At 41.9% G+C, this 22709-nt stretch carries 18 protein-coding genes; 2 read left to right on the top strand and 16 right to left on the bottom strand.

Annotation, left to right across the window (positions count from 1 at the left end; all coding sequences use genetic code 11):
• The 4 genes from folP to HMPREF2805_RS07280 all read right to left on the bottom strand — a co-directional run bounded on the left by folP (position 1) and on the right by HMPREF2805_RS07280 (position 8444).
• Complete coding sequence (gene folP / locus HMPREF2805_RS07295) at positions 1-951, bottom strand: dihydropteroate synthase (protein WP_075231976.1); 951 nt, start codon at positions 949-951, stop codon at positions 1-3.
• Positions 952-1084: 133 nt separating this feature from the next.
• Positions 1085-2284: a phosphoglycerate kinase gene (locus HMPREF2805_RS07290; protein WP_001096781.1), complete on the bottom strand. Its 1200-nt coding sequence runs from the start codon at positions 2282-2284 to the stop codon at positions 1085-1087.
• Positions 2285-2658: 374 nt separating this feature from the next.
• Positions 2659-3192, bottom strand: a complete 534-nt coding sequence (locus tag HMPREF2805_RS07285; RefSeq protein ID WP_075231975.1) for a hypothetical protein — start codon at positions 3190-3192, stop codon at positions 2659-2661.
• Positions 3193-3443: 251 nt separating this feature from the next.
• On the bottom strand, positions 3444-8444 hold the full coding sequence (locus HMPREF2805_RS07280; RefSeq protein WP_075231974.1) for an endo-beta-N-acetylglucosaminidase: 5001 nt from the start codon (positions 8442-8444) through the stop codon (positions 3444-3446).
• A gap of 303 nt (positions 8445-8747) precedes the next feature.
• On the opposite strand from HMPREF2805_RS07280, the gene HMPREF2805_RS07275 reads away from it, so the two are divergent.
• The gene (locus HMPREF2805_RS07275) at positions 8748-10379 is read left to right on the top strand and encodes a Na/Pi cotransporter family protein (protein WP_075231973.1); all 1632 of its coding nucleotides are present in this window, start codon (positions 8748-8750) and stop codon (positions 10377-10379) included.
• 28 nt (positions 10380-10407) lie between these two features.
• Here the strand turns inward: HMPREF2805_RS07275 and HMPREF2805_RS07270 are convergent, their stop codons facing one another.
• From HMPREF2805_RS07270 to HMPREF2805_RS07220, 12 genes are all read right to left on the bottom strand, one after another.
• Positions 10408-10704 (bottom strand): bacteriocin immunity family protein, encoded by a 297-nt coding sequence (locus tag HMPREF2805_RS07270; protein ID WP_075231972.1) that lies wholly within the window; start codon positions 10702-10704, stop codon positions 10408-10410.
• Between the two features lie 24 nt (positions 10705-10728).
• Complete coding sequence (gene pepA, locus HMPREF2805_RS07265) at positions 10729-11793, bottom strand: glutamyl aminopeptidase (RefSeq protein WP_000209210.1); 1065 nt, start codon at positions 11791-11793, stop codon at positions 10729-10731.
• A gap of 103 nt (positions 11794-11896) precedes the next feature.
• Entirely contained in the window at positions 11897-12151 is a 255-nt protein-coding gene (yidD, locus tag HMPREF2805_RS10765; RefSeq protein ID WP_000721871.1) for a membrane protein insertion efficiency factor YidD, read from the bottom strand.
• A complete protein-coding gene (locus tag HMPREF2805_RS07260) occupies positions 12151-12876 on the bottom strand; it encodes a pseudouridine synthase (protein ID WP_016466836.1) in 726 nt (241 codons plus the stop codon). Before HMPREF2805_RS07260 ends, yidD begins: the two co-directional genes overlap by 1 nt.
• The gene (gene scpB, locus HMPREF2805_RS07255) at positions 12863-13432 is read right to left on the bottom strand and encodes an SMC-Scp complex subunit ScpB (RefSeq protein WP_075231971.1); all 570 of its coding nucleotides are present in this window, start codon (positions 13430-13432) and stop codon (positions 12863-12865) included. Before scpB ends, HMPREF2805_RS07260 begins: the two co-directional genes overlap by 14 nt.
• Before the next feature lie 12 nt (positions 13433-13444).
• Positions 13445-14179: a segregation/condensation protein A gene (locus HMPREF2805_RS07250; RefSeq protein ID WP_075231970.1), complete on the bottom strand. Its 735-nt coding sequence runs from the start codon at positions 14177-14179 to the stop codon at positions 13445-13447.
• The gene (gene xerD, locus HMPREF2805_RS07245; protein WP_075231969.1) at positions 14179-14913 is read right to left on the bottom strand and encodes a site-specific tyrosine recombinase XerD; all 735 of its coding nucleotides are present in this window, start codon (positions 14911-14913) and stop codon (positions 14179-14181) included. The genes HMPREF2805_RS07250 and xerD overlap by 1 nt, the downstream gene beginning before the upstream one ends.
• Complete coding sequence (cbpB, locus tag HMPREF2805_RS07240; protein WP_075231968.1) at positions 14910-15371, bottom strand: cyclic-di-AMP-binding protein CbpB; 462 nt, start codon at positions 15369-15371, stop codon at positions 14910-14912. Before cbpB ends, xerD begins: the two co-directional genes overlap by 4 nt.
• Complete coding sequence (locus tag HMPREF2805_RS07235) at positions 15368-15889, bottom strand: metallophosphoesterase (RefSeq protein ID WP_004251713.1); 522 nt, start codon at positions 15887-15889, stop codon at positions 15368-15370. The genes cbpB and HMPREF2805_RS07235 overlap by 4 nt, the downstream gene beginning before the upstream one ends.
• Positions 15865-16836, bottom strand: a complete 972-nt coding sequence (locus tag HMPREF2805_RS07230) for a nucleoside-triphosphate diphosphatase (protein WP_075231967.1) — start codon at positions 16834-16836, stop codon at positions 15865-15867. Before HMPREF2805_RS07230 ends, HMPREF2805_RS07235 begins: the two co-directional genes overlap by 25 nt.
• Positions 16833-17627, bottom strand: coding sequence for a glutamate racemase (gene racE / locus HMPREF2805_RS07225; protein ID WP_075231966.1), 795 nt, complete (start codon positions 17625-17627; stop codon positions 16833-16835). Before racE ends, HMPREF2805_RS07230 begins: the two co-directional genes overlap by 4 nt.
• Before the next feature lie 207 nt (positions 17628-17834).
• Positions 17835-18080: a YneF family protein gene (locus HMPREF2805_RS07220; RefSeq protein WP_004251708.1), complete on the bottom strand. Its 246-nt coding sequence runs from the start codon at positions 18078-18080 to the stop codon at positions 17835-17837.
• 283 nt (positions 18081-18363) lie between these two features.
• Here HMPREF2805_RS07220 and HMPREF2805_RS07215 point away from each other — a divergent pair.
• Positions 18364-22709, top strand: a 4346-nt coding sequence (locus HMPREF2805_RS07215) for an SIALI-17 repeat-containing surface protein (RefSeq protein WP_083301303.1), incomplete at its 3' end; no start/stop codon positions are given.

The following is a 22709-nucleotide window of genomic DNA, read 5'->3' as shown; positions in this document are numbered from 1 at the left end:
TTATTTATATTGTTTCAAATCTAAATTTTCCGCATGGTCTGCCAGACGGATGGCTGATGCAACTTCGATTGCCATCTTGTGACTGGCTACATCATGCACGCGCACCACTTCTACACCCTGTCTAGCAGCAATGCTGGTCACATGAGCCGAAGCAATATCACGATTGCGGAAGCCAGCTTCAGTATCTGGACTTACTTCAAATCCATTTTCTTCAAGGATATTAATGACAAAGCGCTTACGAGAAACTCCTAAAAAGATAGGATAGCCCATTTTGTGCAATTTTCCAAGATCACGTAGGAGGATGAGATTTTCCTTTTTGGTCAAGCCAAAGCCAATCCCAGGATCCAGCATGATGTTTCCTTTCGAAATTCCTGTTTTTTCCGCTCTTGCTAGAGCACGGTCAAAGAAGGCTGTCATCAATTCTTCTACTGATAGTTGTTCAAAGTCTGCTAAGTCTTCCTTTGTAAAAGTCTCTCCAAATCCAAAATGAGGAAATATGAGTGAACTAGGGTGCTGAGGGCGTGCCATGACTGGATTAAACATGATGACTACCTGAGCTCCAGCCTTAGCAACCACCTCTGCCATCTTCTCATCACCCATGAGGCCTGTAATGTCATTGACTATATTGGCACCAGCCTGTAAAGCTGCTTCTGCCACCTGACTCTTCCAAGTATCGACCGAAATCAGAACATCACTTTCTTGACGAATAGCCTGAATGACTGGAACCACACGCTGGATTTCCTCTTCAATCTCAACATAGCTACTTCCAGGTCGAGTAGATTCTCCACCGATATCTAAGATAGTGGCACCTTCAGCCATCAATTTTCGAGCCTGTTTTAAGGCTTCCTCAATAGCAAAAAATTGGCCTCCGTCAGAAAAAGAATCTGGGGTGACATTGATAATACCGCAAATAGCTGTTTTTGTAGGATTCTCTCTTTTTTCCACGTTCATCACTCAAATTTCATTTAGATTGGTATTCCTCTATTTTACTGTTTTTTTTGATTCTGTCCAATTATCCCTCAGTACTCTTTAACTTTAAAAGAGCGCAAAAAAGGAGAACCTAAGTTCTCCTTTTTCTATATTCTTATTTTTCAGTCAATGCTGCAAGTCCTGGAAGAACTTTACCTTCAAGAAGTTCCATTGAAGCTCCACCACCAGTAGAGATCCATGAGAACTTGTCTGCACGTCCAAGGTTGATAGCTGCGGCAGCTGAGTCACCACCACCGATGATTGATTTAACGCCTGGTTGTTTCACGATAGCGTCCATCACACCGATTGTACCAGCTTGGAAGTCAGGGTTTTCAAATACACCCATAGGTCCGTTCCATACAACTGTTTTCGCACCAGTCAATGCTTCATCAAATTTAGCGATAGATTTTGGACCGATATCCAAACCAAGGAATCCTGGGTCTACTGCTTCACCTTCAGTGTCTTTCACTTCAGTGTAGTCAGCAAATGCGTTTGCTTCTTTTGAGTCAACTGGCAAGATCAATTTGCCGTTTGCTTTTTCAAGAAGAGCTTTCGCAACATCCAATTTGTCTTCTTCTACAAGTGAGTTACCGATTTCGATACCTTGTGCTTTGTAGAATGTGTAAGTCATACCACCACCGATAAGAACTTTATCAGCTTTTTCAAGCAAGTTTTCGATAACACCGATCTTATCTGAAACTTTTGAACCACCAAGGATAGCCACGAATGGACGTTCTGGAGCTTCAACAGCTTCTTGGATGTATGCAATTTCGTTTTCAAGAAGGAATCCAGCAACTGCTTTTTCAACGTTTGCTGAGATACCAACGTTAGATGCGTGTGCACGGTGAGCTGTACCGAATGCATCGTTTACGAAGATACCATCTCCAAGTGATGCCCAGTATTTACCAAGTTCAGGATCATTTTTAGATTCTTTCTTACCGTCAACATCTTCAAAACGAGTGTTTTCAACCAAAAGAACTTGTCCATCTTCAAGAGCGTTGATAGCTGCTTCCAATTCAGCACCACGAGTTACACCTGGAAGGAATGTAACTTCTTGACCCAATTTAGCAGCCAAGTCAGCAGCTACAGGAGCAAGTGATTTACCAGCTTTGTCTGCTTCTTCTTTTACACGTCCAAGGTGAGAGAAAAGAATCGCACGTCCACCTTGTTCAAGGATGTACTTGATAGTTGGAAGAGCTGCAGTGATACGGTTGTCATTAGTAATCACGCCATCTTTTACAGGTACGTTGAAGTCAACACGAACGAGAACTTTTTTCCCTTTCAACTCAACGTCTTTAACAGTCAATTTTGCCATTTGGAAAGACTCCTTAATTTTTTTTACGTGTTAATTATATCACAAAATCAATAAAAGAGATAGCAAAACCTTAAACTTTTATCTTGAAACAGGTCTCTCTAGTAAATTAAACTTACTCTTTACTCTCTGAGGAAATCCCTCACTGTTTTTATCTTCATCTATGGTATGTTACTCATTTATAGAGAAAGAGCTACTGTCTGGAGTTGTGTCTTTATTTTTTGAACTAACTCTTCAGAAACCGTTCAATTTTTAAAAATCTATTTTGAAAGTTTTGCATGGCGATAGAAAAACTCTCAGAAATATCAGCATCGCATTTCTAAGAGTTCAATCACTTTTGTTCAGTTTAATTTCAAATTAAAGACCTATCTGCATCTCTAATTAAACCTATCCTGATACTTCATATTAAACAACCATTGAAGATTGACAACGGGCTTAGATTGTACATCAAGTATGGGTTTAAGGGTCTCTCTAATCTCTCCTTTTATCTTTGTTTCATCAATTGTTGCAAGATCAATTTCTTTATACTCTTTATCGAGGGTCCACTCAAGCTCAAAATTCTTATCAAACTTATAGGACACATCGTTTTTATCACTGTAGCCATAACCTCCATCAAACTCACCAAAACTGGTAGGATTACCACTTGAATCGATAGAATTTTCGATAAATTTCGCTCCATCATCATAGCGAATACCTTCAATTTTCGGAGTATAAATCTCCCCCATGTTTTCAATCAACATGACTAAGTCGGGTTCTGTCCCCTCCTTATGAGGCATCCGTTGCGCATAATAGACTGAGTTAGATAGCAAATTGATTGTAGTAACAGCATACATACTCGCTCCTATGAATACTACTAAGCCAAGGCTCACTACTACAATGATTACAGCAATGACTACTTTTAACAATTTCATCGTCTTTTTCCTTTCCTATCCCCAAACCAATTCTTGATGAGAGTTACTTGAGAGTTACTAGAAATAACTCTATAAACAGACACAACCAAAAAAATTAAAAGCAGAACATGCAAACATTTCATTACAAGGTTTCTTATGGAGTAATAAAAATCTTAACACAAACATTCTAAGAATGCAAAAAGGCAGGAACCAAAAATGGCTCTTGCCTTTTAATACTATTATCTTGTCAGACGGTAATTTAGAAGTTCAACTCAATCTTCTTTTTTCTTTTGAGCGAGTAGTCCAAAGCCACCTAGAACTCCAACCAATCCAAGAGCTACTAGATTTGCATCTACTCCTTCACCTGTACTTGGAAGTTGTTTTCCTTCAGGTTTTTCAGATTGTGCTTCTGTTTTTGCTGGTTCCTGCTTAGCTGCTTCTACTACTGGAGCAGGTGCAAGAGATTTGTCAGTTTTGACATCCACTTTTGGACCAATCTCAACAATCTCAGTTACAGTTTCTTTGACAAGTTCTGTCCCCTTCAGACTGCGGTTCCCTTCTGCATCAACTTCTACAAGATTTCTACGAAGCCCTTCAACTCCGGCCTGAACAATTCGACGTTCTCCTGCTTGAAGGCTAGGATTTACTCTTTCTTCATGGCCGTATGCAACTTTTTCTTCTTCAATCACCAATGCTGGATTGCTAATTGTCAAATCTTTGACTCCATCTAGTGGCTGAACACGGCTTTCTACCTTCGTACCAACCTCAGTAATCTCTGCCACGGCTTCCTTGACGACTTCTGTCTTAAGAAGTGTGCGACTGCCTTTAGCATCTACCTCAATCAAGTGACGGATTTGACCAGCCTCACCTGCTTGAACCAGACGGCGTTCACCTAGTAAAAGCTCTCCTGTCGGACGCTCTTGGTGTTTGAAGGCTACGGCTTCTTCTTTCACTTCCAATTCTAGTTTTTCGAGAACAAGATTTCCAGAACCGTCCAATGGTTGAACACGGCTTTCTACCTTAGTACCAACCTCAGTAATCTCTGCCACTGCTTCCTTGACTACTTCTGTCTTAAGAAGAGTACGGTTGCCTTTGGCATCCACTTCGATCAAATGACGGATTTGTCCTTCTGCACCAGCCTGAACGACTCGACGTTCACCCAACAAGAGGTCTCCTGACGGACGTTCTTGACTCTCGAAGGCTTGAGTTTCTGTCTCAACCACTAATTCAGGTAGTGCTTCAACTGTTGGGGCAGTTTCGCCTTCTTCTAAGCTACCTACATGATGGCTTTCTTTAACAAGGAGTTTTTTATTGAGTTCTTCCTTGAGGTTGGCAAATGCTTCTGGAGTTGGATTTGTTGAGCCAATAAGAGTTTCTGCTTGAGCGATGATTGGATCGTCTGCATTTTTCTCACGAACTTTTCCTAGAAGAGTTTCAAGCTCTTCCTTAGCTGTTTGATAAACCTGTACACCATTCAAGTCAGCACCTGCTTGTTTCAAGTCGTTCAAGGCTTGGTTGACTGCTTCTTGACTAGCGTCGTGGTTTTCTAGGACAGCTTTTGCTGCTTCAATCTTCTCAACGAGAGCTGCTTGTTTTTCAGCATCCGCAAATGTATAAGCTGTCGTTCCTTTGCGTCCTTGAGCAGATGTGATTTCTTGTTTCAGATATTCGTCGTTGACAGCTGCTTTAGGTGATACTAGAACATCAAATTCGACAGTTTGTCCTTGATAGTGCAATTGGAGTTTTTGACGGCCTGTTTTTTGAGCATCATAGCCTGTAATTTCGACTCCTTGGTCTGTAAAGCTATGTTCTGTCTCAGTTTCATCATCATACAAGACCTTGAAGCGTCCCTCTGATAAGTCAAGAGCATCGCCTACCAAGTAATCAATTTTCGGTTGTTTGCTAATATACAAGGCTGCGACTTCTTTTGGACCAGCTTCTTCACCAGTCACTTGAACCTTGAAGCTTCCTGCAACTGGAAGACCAAGATAAGTTACTGTTAACTCTTGTTCACCATGATGGTGAGCATCATAGCCGTTAACAACTACACCTGCATGACTGAGGTTGATGACTTCATCTGCTTCTTCACCCTCATATTTGACACGGAGAAGACCACCTTTAAGATTCAATTCCTCACCAACTTGATAACTTGCCTTTTTAGGTGCTACTTCTAGGCTGACAGCCTTAATCTTTCTCTCATCCTGAGGAATAGTCACAGCAAGAGTATTACTGATTTCTTTACCTGGCAATTGTGTACGATAGTAAAGAAGGCTCGGACGTTTTTCAAAGCTCAATGGATCTGTCGCCAAATCTCCTCCAACTGCTGTATTTAAGGTAGCGATTGGAGTTTGTGAATCTGCCTTGTCATAAACTGTGATGGTAGCTCCAGCAGGAACTTCTGAGAAGCCAAGCTGAATCTTATTGTCCGTTAGGACACGCGCTGCAACTTTAGCCATTGGAATATTTTGGCTCTCCGTATCAAGAGTTTCATACATCTTCCAGTTATAGATACGAATGGCTTTCCATGGTGTTCCATTGTCAGATGTAATAACGTGCAAACGCCATTCTTGCGCCGTAATTGGGCTATCAAGGGTAATGTCTGAAACGTGAGCTCTATTGCCACGAACAGCCTTGGCTAGTTTCCATTCTCCAGCTTCATCCTTGTAGTAGAGGTCGAAGTCTTTGGTATTCATCAAACCATCGTTGACAGATTCTCCACCAGCACCAGCGTGGTCCATGACCCATCTAACGACACGGCGTGGTTGTGTCAAACGGATATCTACGCTACCACTCAACTGAGCAGAAGACCATTTGTCAGATAGGCTGGTGATCGTACCATTCAACATACCTTCGATGCCTTCGCCGCCTTCTGTGTCTGGGAAGGTACTTCCGATAACAGTTGCTCCTGGAACGATATTTTCTGCTAATGGTCTTGGAAGACTTGTGTCTTGGACAGTCATCCCCCAGTCAAAGTTTGTTGTTGCTGCTTCAGAACGAAGGCCATTCTTACCAACTGCGACAACCTTCAACTCTTGACTAGTACCAGTTGCACTAGCTGAACGGCTAACTTTTGGTAGGTAGATAGTAGTGGCAGATGAGCCTGTCAATAGGCGCCAAGCATCGCCATCCTTCTCATAAACTTCATAGAAATCAGCATCTTTATTTCCAGTAAATTGGACAATAGCTTCTGCTTCTTGGGCATTTTTCAGAGATTGCTTAGCTACTTTTAGAGCTGTTGGTGCTTGAGGAGCCTCTTGATTATCTGTTACAGTCAACTCACCCAAGTTAAATTGATAATCCTTAAGGGCAGCAGTATTTTCAAAAGTAAGCTTGATGCCATAAATTGTCTTACCTGCCAAGGCACTCAAGTCAAATTCATCTTTTGTCCAATCGTCAGATAGAGTCAGTTCTTTACGAGCATTCTCTCCACCATAAGTATAGTTTTTCTGAGTCGCAAACTCTACATAAACCTTGCTTCCCTTACCACCCTTATGGGCAACCCGAAGTTTTGTTTTATCTGTTACTTCCAGTTTTGTAGAGTAGAGACGAACATCTTGATTGGTATTTTCAGCTAAATCACCCGCAAACTTAAGTGAGTTACCACCATTGTAAGCATCTTCAAAGTCATAGTCAGCTTGAAGTTTAGCACCTGATGAAGTTTGCCACCAGCGCCATGTAGGCAAGATACCTGATACAGAACGATAGTTCCATTCAGAATCCTTAGAAACTTTGCCGTCTACAAACCATTTTTTACCATGTCCAGTGTTAAAGGATGTTGTGAAGCTACGTCCAACTGCTGGTGTGCGGTCAGCTACAAGGTTGGCAATCCCGTACCAGTCCTTGTCCTCTGGTTTTTGACCAGTTGGATCTCCTTGATAACCTGTAAAGAAGATGTTTTCATTCTTATGATAGTCTTCGCCTGTCTTACCAAGACTCGTGATAGTATCAGGAGCAAAGAGTCCAAGTGATAAGCGGAGCTTGCCATTTTCATCTAGAAGGGCATCCCATTTCACTTTTGTCTTGTAGGAACCACCTTGTTGCAATTCCAAACCTGCAAAAACATCATACTGACTACGTCCAAGCCATTTTGCCATAGTTACAGAGTAATCATTTTTCTCTTTGGTCCAGTTAAAATTGGCAAAGAAGTGATCCGCAGGAACCTTGTCTCCCTCTTTTTCCATGAATTGGTAATTGTATTCACCAAGTCCGTCTTCGTGATAACGACCATATTCATAGGTCATGGCGTCATACCAAGAATATTTGACTGGATGATTGACTTGAGCTGCATATTCCTTGGTATAGAGCATGAAGTCACGCATTTTCTTACCAAGAGGCGTCACGATATCACCTGTTGTTTCTTGGTTGATAAAGTAGCCGTCAAATCCATAATATTTGGCCAAATCAACCAACTTGCGAGCGATAGGGAATGTTCCGTCTTCGTCTTGTTGAAGGGCTGCAGCAAATTTTTCTTGGTCTGCAATGCTATTTGACCAGTTAAAGAATAAGGTACCCAATACAGGGACACCATTACGGTGACCAGCATCAATCACGTCCGGAGTTGGGACGAGCCCTTCCCAAAAGACCATGGAATTCAGGTACTGCCAGTAGTCAAAAGCGTAGGCTTTAAACTCTTCACCACCTACAGAAGCATGGTCTTTAGCCTTAGAGTTAGTGTTAGCAAGAGCTTCAACCTTAGCGTCCTTATTAGCTTTTTCGTTAACCACATATCCACGATAGCGCTTGGCTAGTTCTACTGAAGAGCGGTTAATAGCATCGTCTTCGCGAGCACCTGGTTCCCATTTCAACAAATCTTCCCATGTGTCAAACTTAATTTCTTTTGGTCGAAGACTTTTTTCTTCTTTCTTAGGAACGTCAGCGACAGTAGCTTTTTCTTCCAGCTTATTTTCTGTAGTTGCAGGCGTTTCTTCAGCCTTAGGCGTTTCAGCAACTGGATTAGTTGCTTCCTTATCAACTGCAGTCAATTGATCCAAGGTTGGCTTTTCTTCTGAAACAGGCTGCTCGCTTGTCTTGTCTTCCCTTGCTTCTAGCTCTTTCAATACTTCTGGTGCTGGTGTAGTTGCTTCTGCTGGAGTAGTGGTTGACGGTTGCTCCGAAGCTACTGCTGTTGTCCCCGTAGCATTTTCAGCAATAACTGCTTCTTCAGCTAAGACTGGTCCTGCAAATAGGATTGAACCAATCATCAAAGAGCAGGCACCCACTGACAATTTTCGAATACTATAGCGACAACGTTTTTCAAAAAATGGATTCTTCATTTTTTCTCCTTTTACTCTTAGAAAAGTAAGCGCTTTATTTTTGTTTTAAAAAAGTAGCTGCCCTAATAAAGATAATAGAACAGTTCATTACCATTTTACGCTATTTAAATGAAGAGTCAACATGAGTCCCAAAAGAACTATATAGAAGTGAAGAATTAATATAAATTAGACAATCATTGACCATTTTTTGAATAAAATCAACATTTTCTCAAAAAAAGAGCATTTACTACTTGTTAGATTTACTTTTATCCTTTAAAATAGAATGGGAGAGATTCCGCGATTATTTTTCGGAGGAAAAAGAAAATGTCCATTAATTGGCAGGAAATTATTTTTCACTTTTTAGGTGGTCTGGGACTATTTTTATATAGTATCAAGACCATGGGAGACGGTTTGCAACAAGCTGCTGGAGACCGCCTTCGATATTACATTGACAAGTACACAAGTAATCCCTTCTTAGGGGTCTTAGTGGGAATTGTCGTCACTGCCCTAATCCAGTCAAGTACAGGTGTAACGGTTATTACGGTTGGACTAGTCAGTGCTAGTCTCCTCACCCTTAGACAGGCCATCGGGATTATCATGGGAGCCAATATTGGAACGACCGTAACGTCCTTCATCATCGGTTTCAAACTTGGCGAGTATGCCCTACCCTTGATTTTCCTTGGAACCATGTGCTTATTCTTTACAAAAAACCGTACTGCAAATAATATTGGACGTATCCTTTTTGGTGTGGGTGGTATCTTCTATGCCCTCAACCTCATTAGTGCTGGGATGAGCCCTCTTAAAGACTTGCCTCAGTTTAAGGAATACATGGTTACCTTGGGTCAAAATCCTATCTTGGGAGTTGTGGCTGGTGCAGTCATTACAGTTCTGATTCAGGCATCTTCTGCAACCATCGGGATCCTACAAGGTCTTTATGCAGGTGGATTCCTCGACCTCAAAGGGGCACTACCAGTCCTATTCGGAGATAATATTGGTACAACCTTAACAGTTATCATCGCAGCAGCCGGAGCAAACATCTCTGCTAAACGAGTTGCAGCAACACACGTTACCTTTAACGTTTTAGGAACCATCCTCTGCTTAATCTTGTTAGGCCCATTCACTTCGATGATCGAGTACTTCCAGGCACTACTTCACCTCTCACCTGAGATGACGATTGCCTTCTCACACGGTGCCTTTAACGTAAGTAACACCATTGTACAATTCCCATTCATCGGTGCTTTGGCTTACTTTGTTACTAAGCTAATCCCTGGTGAAGACGAAGTTGTTAAATACGAACCTCTTTACCTGGATGAACAACTCATCAAGCAAGCTCCTTCTATCGCCCTAGGAAATGCCAAGAAAGAACTCTTGCACCTAGGAAACTATGCTGTTAAAGCATTCGATCTTTCTTACGACTACATTATCAATTCTAATGAAAAAGTCGCAGAAAAAGGACACAAGACCGAAGAAGCTATCAACACAATCGACGAGAAATTAACACGTTACCTCATTAGTCTATCTAGTGAAGCATTGAGCCAAAAAGAGAGTGAAGTCTTAACCAACATCCTTGACTCTTCTCGAGACTTGGAACGTATCGGTGACCACGCTGAAGCTTTGATTAATCTTAACGACTACTTGCAACGCAAGAATGTTCAATTCTCTAACTCAGCCCTAGAAGAGTTGGAAGAGATTTACCGTCAAACAAGCGATTTCGTTAAAGATGCTCTTGAAAGTGTTGAAAATAATGACCTTGAAAAAGCTCAAGCTCTTATTGAACGCCATGAAGCCATCAACAAGATGGAACGTGTCCTTCGTAAGACTCACATCAAGCGCCTAAACAATGGTGAATGTTCTACCCAAGCAGGTGTCAACTTTATCGATATCATTTCACACTATACTCGTGTGTCAGACCACGCTATGAACCTTGCTGAAAAGGTTTTGGCTGAACAAATTTAATATAAAAAAATGCTTTGATTCTTTCGAATCAAAGCATTTTAAATAGCTCTCCAATCATAATGGAAGAGGCAGCTGCACCCTTGTACCTTGCTTCTTCCTTTTGGATAAAACTGGCCAGATTGACTAACTCTGGCGCAGGTGTTCTAGGATTCTTGAGAAGTTCAAGTGTGACTAGCCCTGAAAGTCGAACTGCAAGCAAGCGCTCATTGGTGCTGGGCAACTGCTTAGCAGTTTCTAGGAGTGCAACCACTAAATCTTCACTCAAGTTTTGACGGGCATGATTGTAAAGGTCCCGTATCAAGGTTTCTAGGTTTGATTCTTCCATACCTATCACCTCCATCTTTTTAGTTTAATAATTTTTGATCAAATCTACTGTAGAACGATCCAATTTTTTAACCAAGGCTTGTAGAAAAGCTTGGGCTTCAAGGAAATCGTCCATAGCATAAAGTGTTTGATGAGAGTGGATATAACGAGCGCAGACACCGATTGTGGTTGATGGGACACCACCATTTTTCAGATGAGCTGCACCTGCGTCAGTTCCACCTTTTCCACAGTAGTATTGATACTTGATACCAGCTTCTTCAGCAGTTGTCAAAAGGAAATCTTTCATGCCTGGGAGAAGCAAGTGACCTGGATCGTAGAAACGAATCAAGGTTCCATCACCAATCTTACCTTGACCACCATAAACATCACCTGCTGGTGAGCAATCCACCGCAAGGAATACTTCTGGATCAAATTTTGTTGTAGATGCATGGGCACCACGAAGTCCAACTTCTTCTTGGACGTTAGCTCCAAGATAAAGTTCATTTCCTAGTTTTTGACCTGACAAGTTTTCAGCCAACTCGCTAACCATGAGCACACCGTAACGGTTATCCCATGCTTTTGAGATGATATTTTTTTCATTAGCAGTTAGGATTGCGCTACTATCTGGAACGATTGTGTCTCCAGGACGGATACCAAAACTTTCAGCCTCAGCCTTATCCGCAAAACCACCGTCAAAAACGATATCCGAAATAGCTGGCATGGTTGGTCCACCTGTGCCACGAGTCAAATGTGGAGGAACTGAACCTGAAATTACTGGAATCTCACGTCCTTCACGTGTAAAGAGTTTAAAGCGTTGGCTGCTGACAACCATAGGGTTCCAACCACCAATGCTGACTACTCGGAAGGTTCCGTCTGGCTTGATTTCACTAACCATAAAACCAACTTCATCCATGTGAGAGGCTACCAAAACACGAGGTGCATTTTCAACTTCTGAGTGCTTCACCCCAAAAATACCACCCAAGCCATCAGTCACAACTTCATCCACGTGAGGTGTTAATTTTTCACGAAGATAAGCGCGAACAGGTGCTTCATGACCTGAGATAGCGGAAAGTTCTGTTACTTCTTTGATTTTAGAAAATAATGTTGTCATTTCTATCCCTTCTTTCTTTCAACCATTTTACCACTTTTTATAGGAGAAAGGTAGTGGAAATCAACATTTTACCAAGTAACTTACTCTTATAACAATAAAAGAATCACAAATGTGATCCTTCTTCTCTTGTATTTCGCTTTAATGAAAAGTAGTCTGGTACTGGATCTTTACCCGTTTCAGACCAAGGATGGCAACGTAATATCCTAGCCAAGCCCATCAAAACTCCCTTGAATCCATGTTTTTCAATAGCCTGAATCATATAGTTTGAACAGCTGGGCTCAAATCTGCAAGACGGTGGAAAGGCTGGCGAGATAAAGCGTTGGTAAAAGCGCACTGGCGCAATTAAGATTTTTTTCATTATTTATTATTTGTTACAGCCATGGTGTGTAGTTGGCTGATTTCTTTTTTATTGAGACGGCGTGATTCTCCTGGACGAAGTCCTGTCAAGTCTAGATGACCAAAACGAGTTCGAGAAAGTTTATCTACTTGGAGACCAACAGCTTCAAACATTTTTTTGACCTGGTGATTGCGTCCTTCATGAATGGTCAACTGAACAACTGAACGGTTTTTAACTGGATCTACTTTAAGAATCTCATAAACAGCCGGCTTGGTCTTCTTGCCATCAATCTCTACTCCACGAGTCAAGGGACGAAGATTTTCTTTGTTGGCAATCCCTTTCACACGCGCAACATAGACCTTATCAATCTCATTACGAGGGTGAATCATCTCATCCGTAAAGTCACCATCATTTGTCAAAATCAAGACACCTGAGGTATCCCAGTCCAAACGTCCTACAGGGTAGATACGCTCTTTCACATTGGGTAAGAGATCTACAACAGTCTTACGACCCTTGTCATCTGTCACACTGGAAATCACACCGCGTGGTTTATTGAGCAGATAGTAGACCTTTTCTTCGTTATAGATGGGTTGACCTTCAACTTCTACCTTATCACCAGACTTGATAGTCGTCGCTAGTTCACGCACTACTTGGCCATTGACAGTTACCAAGCCTTGCTTGATCAACTCTTCTGCTTTTCTCCTACTGGCCACACCTGCGTGGGCAATATATTTATTGATTCTCATCTTCTTCTATCCTTTCACCAAATAATTGGCTTTCTTGTGCTTGAATATCAAGCTCATCAATCACGGGCAATTCTTCCAAATGGTTAATGCCCATGTAATCTAAGAAATAATCCGTCGTTACATAGAGATTAGGGCGTCCAAGAACTTCCTTTTTCCCGTCTTCTTTTATCAAGTCAAAGGCTTGCAACTTAGCTAGCGCTCCACTTGAATTAACCCCCCGAATAGCATCAATCTCTATCCGTGTGATAGGCTGCTTGTAAGCAATGATGGACAAGGTTTCAAGGGCAGCCCGAGACAGGCTCTGATTGATAGGTGCCTTAGAGTATTCTTTCAAAACGGCTGCAAATTGAGGCTTGGTGACTAATCTGTAGGCACCACCTGTCTCAATCAAGTCTAAACTAGAATCCTGGTCTTTTTCATACTTTTTGGCTAATTTTTCTAAGCTTTGCTGGATACCAGTCGGTGGCAAAGAGAGGAGCTCAGCCAACTGGCGAATCCTTATCCCCTCTTCACCCGCTACAAACAAGAGCGCTTCTATTTCTGCTAAAGTACTCATATTTCCTCTCTATCAAGCTCGACTCTGCTCTACTTGATTTTCCTCATTCTTTTTCAGGAGATAGATATCTCCAAAGCTCTCTTTTTGAATTAAGAGAATTTCTTGGGTTTTAATCAACTCCAAGGTTGCTAAAAAGAGTGTGATGACCTCTTGTAAATCCTTGGTTTCTTTAAACAAATCTTGCAAGCATAATTGCTGACCTTCAACCAAAGCTTCTCGGACGATGACCATCATATCTTCAATCTTGTATTCATCGCGTAAAATGGTTGTATGACTTTTGGAAAATTCTTCTTTTTTCTTAGCTAACAAAGTTGAAAAGGCTAAGAAAAGGTCAATCGTGGTCTTATCATGCACGAGTTCTGCATCTTCGTAAATTAACTCTGTCGGTGCTTTTGAGTAATATTGAGCTCGTTCTTGGTGCTTCACTTCCAACTGCTCTCCCAAAAGTTTAAACTTACGGTATTCTTCGATTTGAGAAAGGAGGTCCTGCTCAAGGTCATCCTCTAAATCCGTCACTTCTGCAACCTTCGGCAAGAGCTTGCGACTCTTAATCAGCATGAGTTGGCTAGCCATGACCATGTACTCACCTGCGACTTCCAAACGCATAGCTTGTAATGTCGAGATATAGGCTAAATATTGCTCGATAACCTCTGTAATCGGTACATCATAGATATCCATCTGGTACTTTGAAACCAAGTGCAAAAGAAGATCCAAAGGCCCTTCAAAATCTTTTAATTTAATATCCATTATCTATATTTTTCCAAGGTCATGACTGTCTTTAATCCTAATTTTTTAGCGATTTCGTACAAGTCAACCTTTTCTTCGATTTGTCTTAATATAAACTGTTCTCTCAATCCTTGGGCAGATAAGTCTGAAAAACCTTTTTCCTTTAGAAAGGCTTCTAACTGACGAAAGGCCCATTGACGAGAATAGGGCTTCCCAGCTTTTTCAAAGAGATAGGTCTGTCCCATCAAGGGGTCTAACTCTGCAAGCAGGTTTGTGGGAAGGCTCAAGATTCTTTGTTGAGAAGCTTTATTGACTCTCAACACTTGAAAATCTAGGTTCACATCACTTGTTTTTAAGGCTAGAATTTCACTTGGTAAGAGACCCAATTCCACTATCAATAAGGCTATTAAACGCCCCTCTGGATAGGCACTTTTTTGCCAAAAAGAACTGAGGTCTAAAAGTTCTGACTGAGCTTGCTTTTTCTCAGCCTGTTTCGGCAATTCCAAACGGTAAAAGGTGCTAATCATGCCTTTCTGATATAAAAAGTAAAGAAATTGATTGCAAGCAGAAACCTTACGCTTTTGGGCACTGATTTTAAACTGAGATAGTTGAGCTTGGTAGATTTTTAAACTTGTCTCAGAGATTCGTTCTCCCACAAGATCTAAAAACTGCTCCAAGTCATACTTATAGGATTGCTTAGAATTTACAGACAAACCTTGTTTTTCTTCTAAAAATGCTGAAATTCCTTCTCTCATTTGCTTCGAATCTCATATTCCTTACTAAAATCATGCAAGAGAGCATTGACAGCCTTAAGGATAGACTTCCGTGTGATAATGCCTTGGAAGATACCATCCTTGTCAACGACTGGTAGGAAAGACTCATCCACTAACTTATGTAAAACATCCGTCAGTGTATAGTCTGGACTGACAACTGCTACGTCCTTCTTGGTCATATGTACGATATCCGTATCTGCCATAGCTTCCTGACTCAAGCCCTGCTCCATCTGGTAAGCCAGAATATCTCTAAGTCCAATGGTTCCGACAAATTCTTTCTCATCAGTCACTACTGGCACTCTGGTATAGGTCATCTGGCTAAGGAGGAGAGTTGCATGATCTGCATTGTGGGTATCAATGAGCACAGCCAAATTTTCAGCAGGAGTTAAAAAGGTTTCCTCTTGCTCCAGTAAAAACTGTTCAAACTCTTTGGCAATCATCGAGCAAACTCCTTGGATAAGCCTGGATAGACCTCATGGTTCCGTGTCAAAAAGTCCACTTTAAAGTAGCTATCATCAATCTCCACACGGGCATAGAGACATTCTCTGATAGTTCCACGTGGTTGACTGATAGAACCAGGATTTAGGAAGAGGGTCTTCCCTTCCATCCAAGCATTTGGAACATGCAAGTGCCCATAAAGACAGATATCTGCATCTTCCTCTTGAGCCCAAAAATCAAGCTTTTGGAAATTGAAGTTAATATCAAACAAATGTCCATGAGTCTGGATAATCTTGGTAGGACCCAGTTGGGTCACCAAACGTTCTGGATAGTCTGAATAAAAGTCCATGTTTCCTCTGACTACCTGGATTCCTTCCCAGAGTGGTGAATCTGGGCGAAGTTCCGAGTCACCATCGTGAAAAATGGCATCAACTTTCCCAAGATAACGGTCACGGATTTCTTCTACAATCAAGCTATCTCCGTGGGAGTCACTCATTACAATGATGGTTTGCTTTGCCATGATGGAAATACCTCCAAAAGTTTCTTAACGGCTAAGGCACGGTGGGATTGACTATTTTTTTCTTCGAGGGTTAATTCAGCTGAGGATTTGCCAGTTTCTCCTACTAGGAAAAGTGGATCATAACCAAAACCATTTTCACCCTTAGGTTCAAAGTTAATGTAACCTGGCCAGTCAGCTTCGACAACCAAGCTTTCCTTACCTGGGCTAGCTACGACCAGGGTTGTATGGAATTGTGCCGAACGGTCCTTGAGTTCAAAGACCATGGCTAATTCGTGCAAGAGTTTAGCATTATTTTCTTGGTCAGTAGCCCCTACTCCTGCAAATCGAGCTGACCAGACACCTGGTAATCCACCGAGGACATCGACTTTAAGACCAGAGTCATCAGCTAAAACCATCTTGCCTGTCAATTTGGAGATGGTTTCTGCCTTAAGGCGGGCATTTTCTTCAAAGGTCATACCTGTTTCAGCTACTTCAGGCAGGTCAGGATAGTCATTGAGATTTTCTACATCATAACCTAGCTTATCAAAGATAGCACGAAATTCCTTGGTCTTGCCCTCGTTACGAGTCGCAATCAGCAAAGTTTCTCTGACCTTGTTTGTCTCAAAGAAGGCTTCCACATTGACTCCTTCTTTAGGTAATTCCACATGCAGAAGTTGACCATTTTCAACTAAGAGCAAGGCACCTTGACGTTGAATGACTTCTAAGTTTCGGTTCACTTCTTGGTTGAGAATATCTACCACAAAGGAGAGTAGTCGATAGGCTGAACCATATCGTAAAACGGTAACTGAAAGCGGAAATCCTCGCTCCTCATCTCGAAAGATTTTGGCTAAATCAAACAAAGGAAAATCCAAGTCATCATCTGTCAACGTCCGGACGCCACCAAAAATACCATAGGACCCGACATACCAGTCCTGGTCGTCCTTGTATTCATAAATTTTATTTGTCATAATGTTACATGCTCCACATGAATCTCTTTTTCCAGCCATTCTTCACCAATTTGTGCAAAACTTTGGCTGCTGGCTGTTGTGTAAAAACGGTGTTGTAGCGGGCCTGCATCACGGCTACGATTGATTTCAAAATAATTGAGCAAGACTGAGATGTCCCGCACGCACTCGGCTCCACTATCGATAAGTTTTACATCTGGTCCCATCACATTTTGGATGATGGGACGAAGAAGTGGATAATGGGTACAACCCAAAATCAGGCTATCCACCTTTCCAACCAAGGGACGCAGGGTTTCATAGACCACTTTCTTGGTTACACTGGTTGACAGTGCACCCGACTCAACCAAGGGGGCAAACTTGGGACAGGCCAAACTCTCCACCTGTAAATCTGGATCCAGATCGTTAATTTTCTGACGATAAATGTCAGATTGGACCGTCATGGGCGTTCCAATCACTCCGATTTTTCCACCTTGACTGGACTTGATAGCTGCCGAAGCTCCTGGCAAAATCACACCTAGGACGGGAATATCTAGTTGAGCCTTGATTTCTTCCCAGACGACCGCAGTCGCAGTATTACAAGCAATGACAATCATCTTGACATCCTTGGTCAATAGAAAGTTGACCAACTGCCAAGTATATTCACGAATTTGCTCAGCAGGACGAGGACCATAGGGTGCCCGCGCCGAATCTCCAATATAGACGATTTCTTCATGGGGAAGCTGGCGCATGAGCTCACGCACAACCGTCAAGCCTCCAACACCCGAATCCAAAAAACCAATTGGTCGATTATCCATAGAGTCTTCTTTCTAGTCTTATTTTTCTGATTGATAGTTCATTATGATTACATCTCTTAGTGAAAGTGCTGACAGACTGGCAAATTTCCAACTGTCTCCCTCTTAATCATAATCAAATATCAATAGAATGCAAGGAAAAAGTCTTATCCTTAAATATAAGTCAAATATAGTGAGAAGTCTGGAACTTTCATCCCAGACTTTTCCTATTTATTTCTTTTTATTGTTAGCAAGGGCTGCTTTTTGTTGGCGGATGATTTGGTGATACACTTGTTGTACCTTAGCTTCACTAGGCTTTTGACCGTTTGCACTCAACAGAGTACGAACTGCTTCTGCGTTCAAACGTGGGTTATCCGCAAATTCTTTTTCGATTTGCTTACGTACCAAGTACATTCCTCCAAGAGCTCCCCCTAGAAAAGCTAAAACAATCAAGACAATTGCCAAAATAAGATCCATAATATTTCTCCTGTTTCTTTTTGAGTCTTCTATATTATACCATAAAGTCCCCCGCCTGACTAGTTTGATTTACGCTTACATCCACTGTGATTTCCTAAGTAATTAGCAGATACTTCATACTTAGTAAAACTTAGTAAAATAAGCCCATTTTCCTTGAAAGCCCTTGCAATAATTCCATTTATTTGTTATATTAAGATTATCCGAAAAAATCACATATATTTCTGAAGACTTATTTTTTTAAAAGAAAATGTATGCGCTTCCATACGAGGGAAAGGAGAATTTTGTGGATAAAAGATATTGGGAAAAATCCTGCAAGTATAGCATCCGAAAATTGAGCATCGGAGCTGCCTCTGTTTTACTAGGAGCTGTTTTTTTAGCAGCACAGGGTGTGGCTGCTGATGGTATCGAGATTCCGGAAAGTGAGGCAACAATTACTGAAACCTCTGCTAAACCGGATACGAAAATTGAAGAAGTTGTTGCTTCTAACACAGAGACTCAGCCTATAGCTGAATCATCTGAGAAGCAAACCATCGCAGAACCAGAATTACCTCAAACAAGTAGTCAGTCAGATACTAGCACAGCTACCGCCCCTGCTGAAAATAAGGAGAGCGAGAAAGCAGAACTTCCTGTGAACAAGCAAGAACATTACGAACTACATTACAACCAACCAACTGCTCCTTCCTATGACGGATGGGAAAAACAAGCCCTGCCAGTCGGAAATGGAGAAATGGGTGCCAAAGTCTTTGGCTTGATTGGTGAAGAAAGAATCCAGTACAATGAAAAAACACTTTGGTCTGGAGGCCCACAGCCAGATAGTCAAGACTACAACGGCGGAAACTACAAAGATCGCTACAAGGTCTTAGCAGAAATCCGTAAGGCCTTAGAGGACGGTGACCGTCAAAAAGCCAAACGCCTAGCTGAAAGAAATCTCGTTGGGCCTAATAATGCCCAATATGGTCGCTACCTAGCCTTCGGTGATGTCTTTATGGTCTTCAATAACCAAAAGAAAGGCTTGGAGAATGTTACCGACTACTACCGTGGCTTGGATATTTCTGAAGCTATCACAACTACCTCCTATACCCAAGATGGGACAAGCTTCAAACGCGAGACCTTCTCTAGCTTCCCAGACGATGTTACTGTCACCCACTTGAGTAAAAAAGGGGATAAGACCCTTGATTTTACACTTTGGAATAGCTTAACAGAAGACCTAATTGCTAATGGACAGTATTCTTGGGATAATTCTAATTACAAAAAGGGGACTGTCAGTGTAGATTCTAATGGTATTTTGCTCAAGGGTACTGTTAAAGATAACGGCCTTCAATTTGCCTCTTATCTTGGTATCAAGACTGACGGACAAGTCACTGCTCAAGATGGTTATTTGACTGTTACAGGAGCAAGCTATGCGACCCTTTTACTCAGTGCCAAGACTAATTTTGCTCAAAATCCAAAAACTAATTATCGCAAGGATATTGACGTAGAAAAAACTGTCAAATCTATCGTTGAAGCTGCTAAAGCCAAAGACTATGAAACTCTAAAAAATGACCACATTAAGGACTATCAAAGTCTTTTCAACCGTGTTCAATTAAACCTCGGCGGTAGCAAGTCTAATCAAACTACAAAAGAAGCTCTTCAAACCTATAATCCAACAAAAGGCCAAAAGCTAGAAGAACTCTTCTTCCAATACGGACGTTACCTCCTGATCAGCTCTTCTCGTGATCGGACAGACGCCCTTCCTGCAAACTTGCAAGGAGTCTGGAATGCTGTAGATAATCCACCATGGAACTCTGACTATCACCTCAATGTCAACCTACAGATGAACTACTGGCCTGCCTACATGAGCAATCTTGCTGAAACAGCCAAGCCAATGATCAATTACATTGACGATATGCGCTACTATGGCCGTATCGCTGCTAAAGAATACGCAGGTATCGAATCCAAAGAAGGTCAAGAAAACGGTTGGTTGGTTCATACTCAGGCGACACCATTTGGCTGGACAACTCCTGGTTGGAATTACTATTGGGGTTGGTCTCCTGCTGCCAATGCTTGGATGATGCAGAACGTCTATGACTACTACAAATTCACAAAGGATGAAACTTATCTCAAAGAAAAGATTTATCCAATGCTCAAGGAAACAGCCAAGTTCTGGAATTCCTTCTTGCACTACGACAAGGCTAGTGACCGCTGGGTTTCTTCTCCATCCTACTCACCAGAGCATGGAACTATCACTATTGGGAATACCTTCGACCAGTCTCTAGTTTGGCAACTTTTCCACGACTACATGGAAGTAGCTAACCATCTGAAAGTGGATCAAGACCTTGTAACAGAAGTTAAGGCTAAATTTGATAAGTTAAAACCACTTCATATCAACCAAGATGGTCGTATCAAAGAGTGGTTTGAGGAAGACAGCCCTCAATTCACAAACGAAGGTATTGAAAATCACCACCGTCACGTTTCTCATCTGGTCGGACTCTTCCCTGGTACCCTATTTAGCAAGGATCAACCTGAGTACCTTGAGGCTGCGCGTGCTAGCTTGAATCACCGTGGAGATGGTGGTACTGGATGGTCTAAGGCCAATAAAATCAACCTCTGGGCTCGTCTTCTAGATGGAAATCGTGCCCACCGTTTATTGGCTGAACAGCTCAAATCTTCAACCCTAGAAAACCTCTGGGATACGCACGCGCCTTTCCAAATTGATGGTAACTTTGGCGCAACCAGCGGTATGGCAGAAATGCTCCTTCAGTCTCACACAGGTTATATCGCACCATTACCAGCCCTTCCAGATGCTTGGAAAGACGGGCAAGTTTCTGGTCTTGTAGCCCGTGGCAACTTTGAAGTCAGCATGAAATGGCAAGAAAAGAATCTTGAATCCCTCTCCTTCATTTCAAATGTTGGTGGAGATTTGGTTGTAGACTATCCAAATATTGAAGCAACTTTGATTAAGATTAATGGTAAGGAAGTCCAAGCTACCCGTATCAAAGATAACCGTATTCAGCTTGCTACTCAAAAAGGCGACGTCATTACCTTTGAAAACTTCCCTGGACGTGTGACTCGTTTGACAGCTGTTCGAAAAGATGCCATGACGGCTGAACTTGATTTTAACCCAGTCAAGGGAGCAAGTCATTATGTCATCCAACGAGAAAGCAAAGATGAAAATAGCCAAGCTTCTACCCTACGTGAGTTTATCACCAACCAAACTCACTTTATCGATCGCTCAATTGATTCTAGCCATGCCTATACCTATACTGTTAAGGCTATGATGGGCGAACGTTCAACACCAGTTTCAGATGCTGCTTCTATTGATGCCTTTAGTGAGTTGGTAGATGACCGTGACAAACGCATCCAGTACGGCTCTGCCTTTGGAAATTGGTCTGACACAGAACTATTTGGTGGAACAGAGAAATACGCTGATATCTCAAATGGAAATTATTCTGATAAAGATGCAACTGCAACCATTTCATTCAATGGACCTAGTATTGAAATCTACGGTCTCAAGTCATCTCAATTAGGACTTGCCGATGTTAAAATTGATGGCAAATCTGTTGGAGAACTTGACTTCTATACAGCAGGAGCAACTGAAAAAGGGGTATTGATAGGACGTTACACAAATCTATCCTCAGGTCCTCATTTGATGACCATCACTGTTAAGCGCGAGCACAAAGGACGTGCCAATGAGCGTGCAAAAATTTCTCTCGATTACTTCAAAGTTTTCCCAGGACAAGGAGAAGCTGTTGAGAAGATTGACGACCGTGACCCTCGTATCCAGTATGGTTCCATGTTTAAGGATTGGAGCGATGCAGAACTCTATGCTTCTACAGAAAAATACGCTGACATCAATGCTGATGATAGCCTCGCTTCTGAAGCCACTGCAACCATTCCATTCTCTGGAACAGGTATCCGAATCTATGGACTGAAAACATCTGCCCTTGGTAAGGCACTTGTGACTCTCGATGGAAAAGAAATGCCAGCTCTTGACTTCTACACTCCAGGAGCGACTGAAAAAGGTGCATTAATTGGCGAATTTACCAATCTAGCAGATGGCGATCACGTTCTTACTTTGAAAGTCGATCCAAATTCTCCACAAGGACGAAAGAAAGTTTCTCTTGATTCCTTTGATATCTTAAAAGCTCCGTCCGTGTCACTCGATAGTCCAAGCCTTGAAGCCGTTAAGAAAGAAGACAAGACTGTTACTCTAACCTTACCAGCTGGTAATTGGGATGCTATCGCTGTGACCTTCCCTGGTATCAAAGATCCTCTCCTACTTAGAAAAGTCGATGAGGGCCATCTTGTCACATCGGGCGAACAAACAGTATTAACCATTAAAGACAACAAGGTCCAACTAGATATTCCTGAGGCTACAGATCGTAAAGCTGGCAATTCGATAGAAGCTTATGCCATCAAAGATACAACAACTACTAGTCCTGTTGTAACTGTCTTTCCTAAGGACGAAACTGCTCCAGTTGAAGAAAAAATCCTTACAAGTAAAGGGGATGAGCCTGCTCCAGTTGTAACCATTCCTGAGTACACAGATCCTATCGGCACTGCAGGTGACCAAGAAGCACCTTCTGTAGTAATTCCTGAATACACTGAACCTATCGGCACTGCAGGAGACCAGGAAGCGCCTTCTGTGGT

The sequence above is a fragment of the Streptococcus sp. HMSC034E03 genome (assembly GCF_001811505.1).
In the GTDB taxonomy this organism is placed as follows: Bacteria; Bacillota; Bacilli; order Lactobacillales; family Streptococcaceae; genus Streptococcus.
This window is presented reverse-complemented; position numbering and strand designations above follow the sequence as displayed.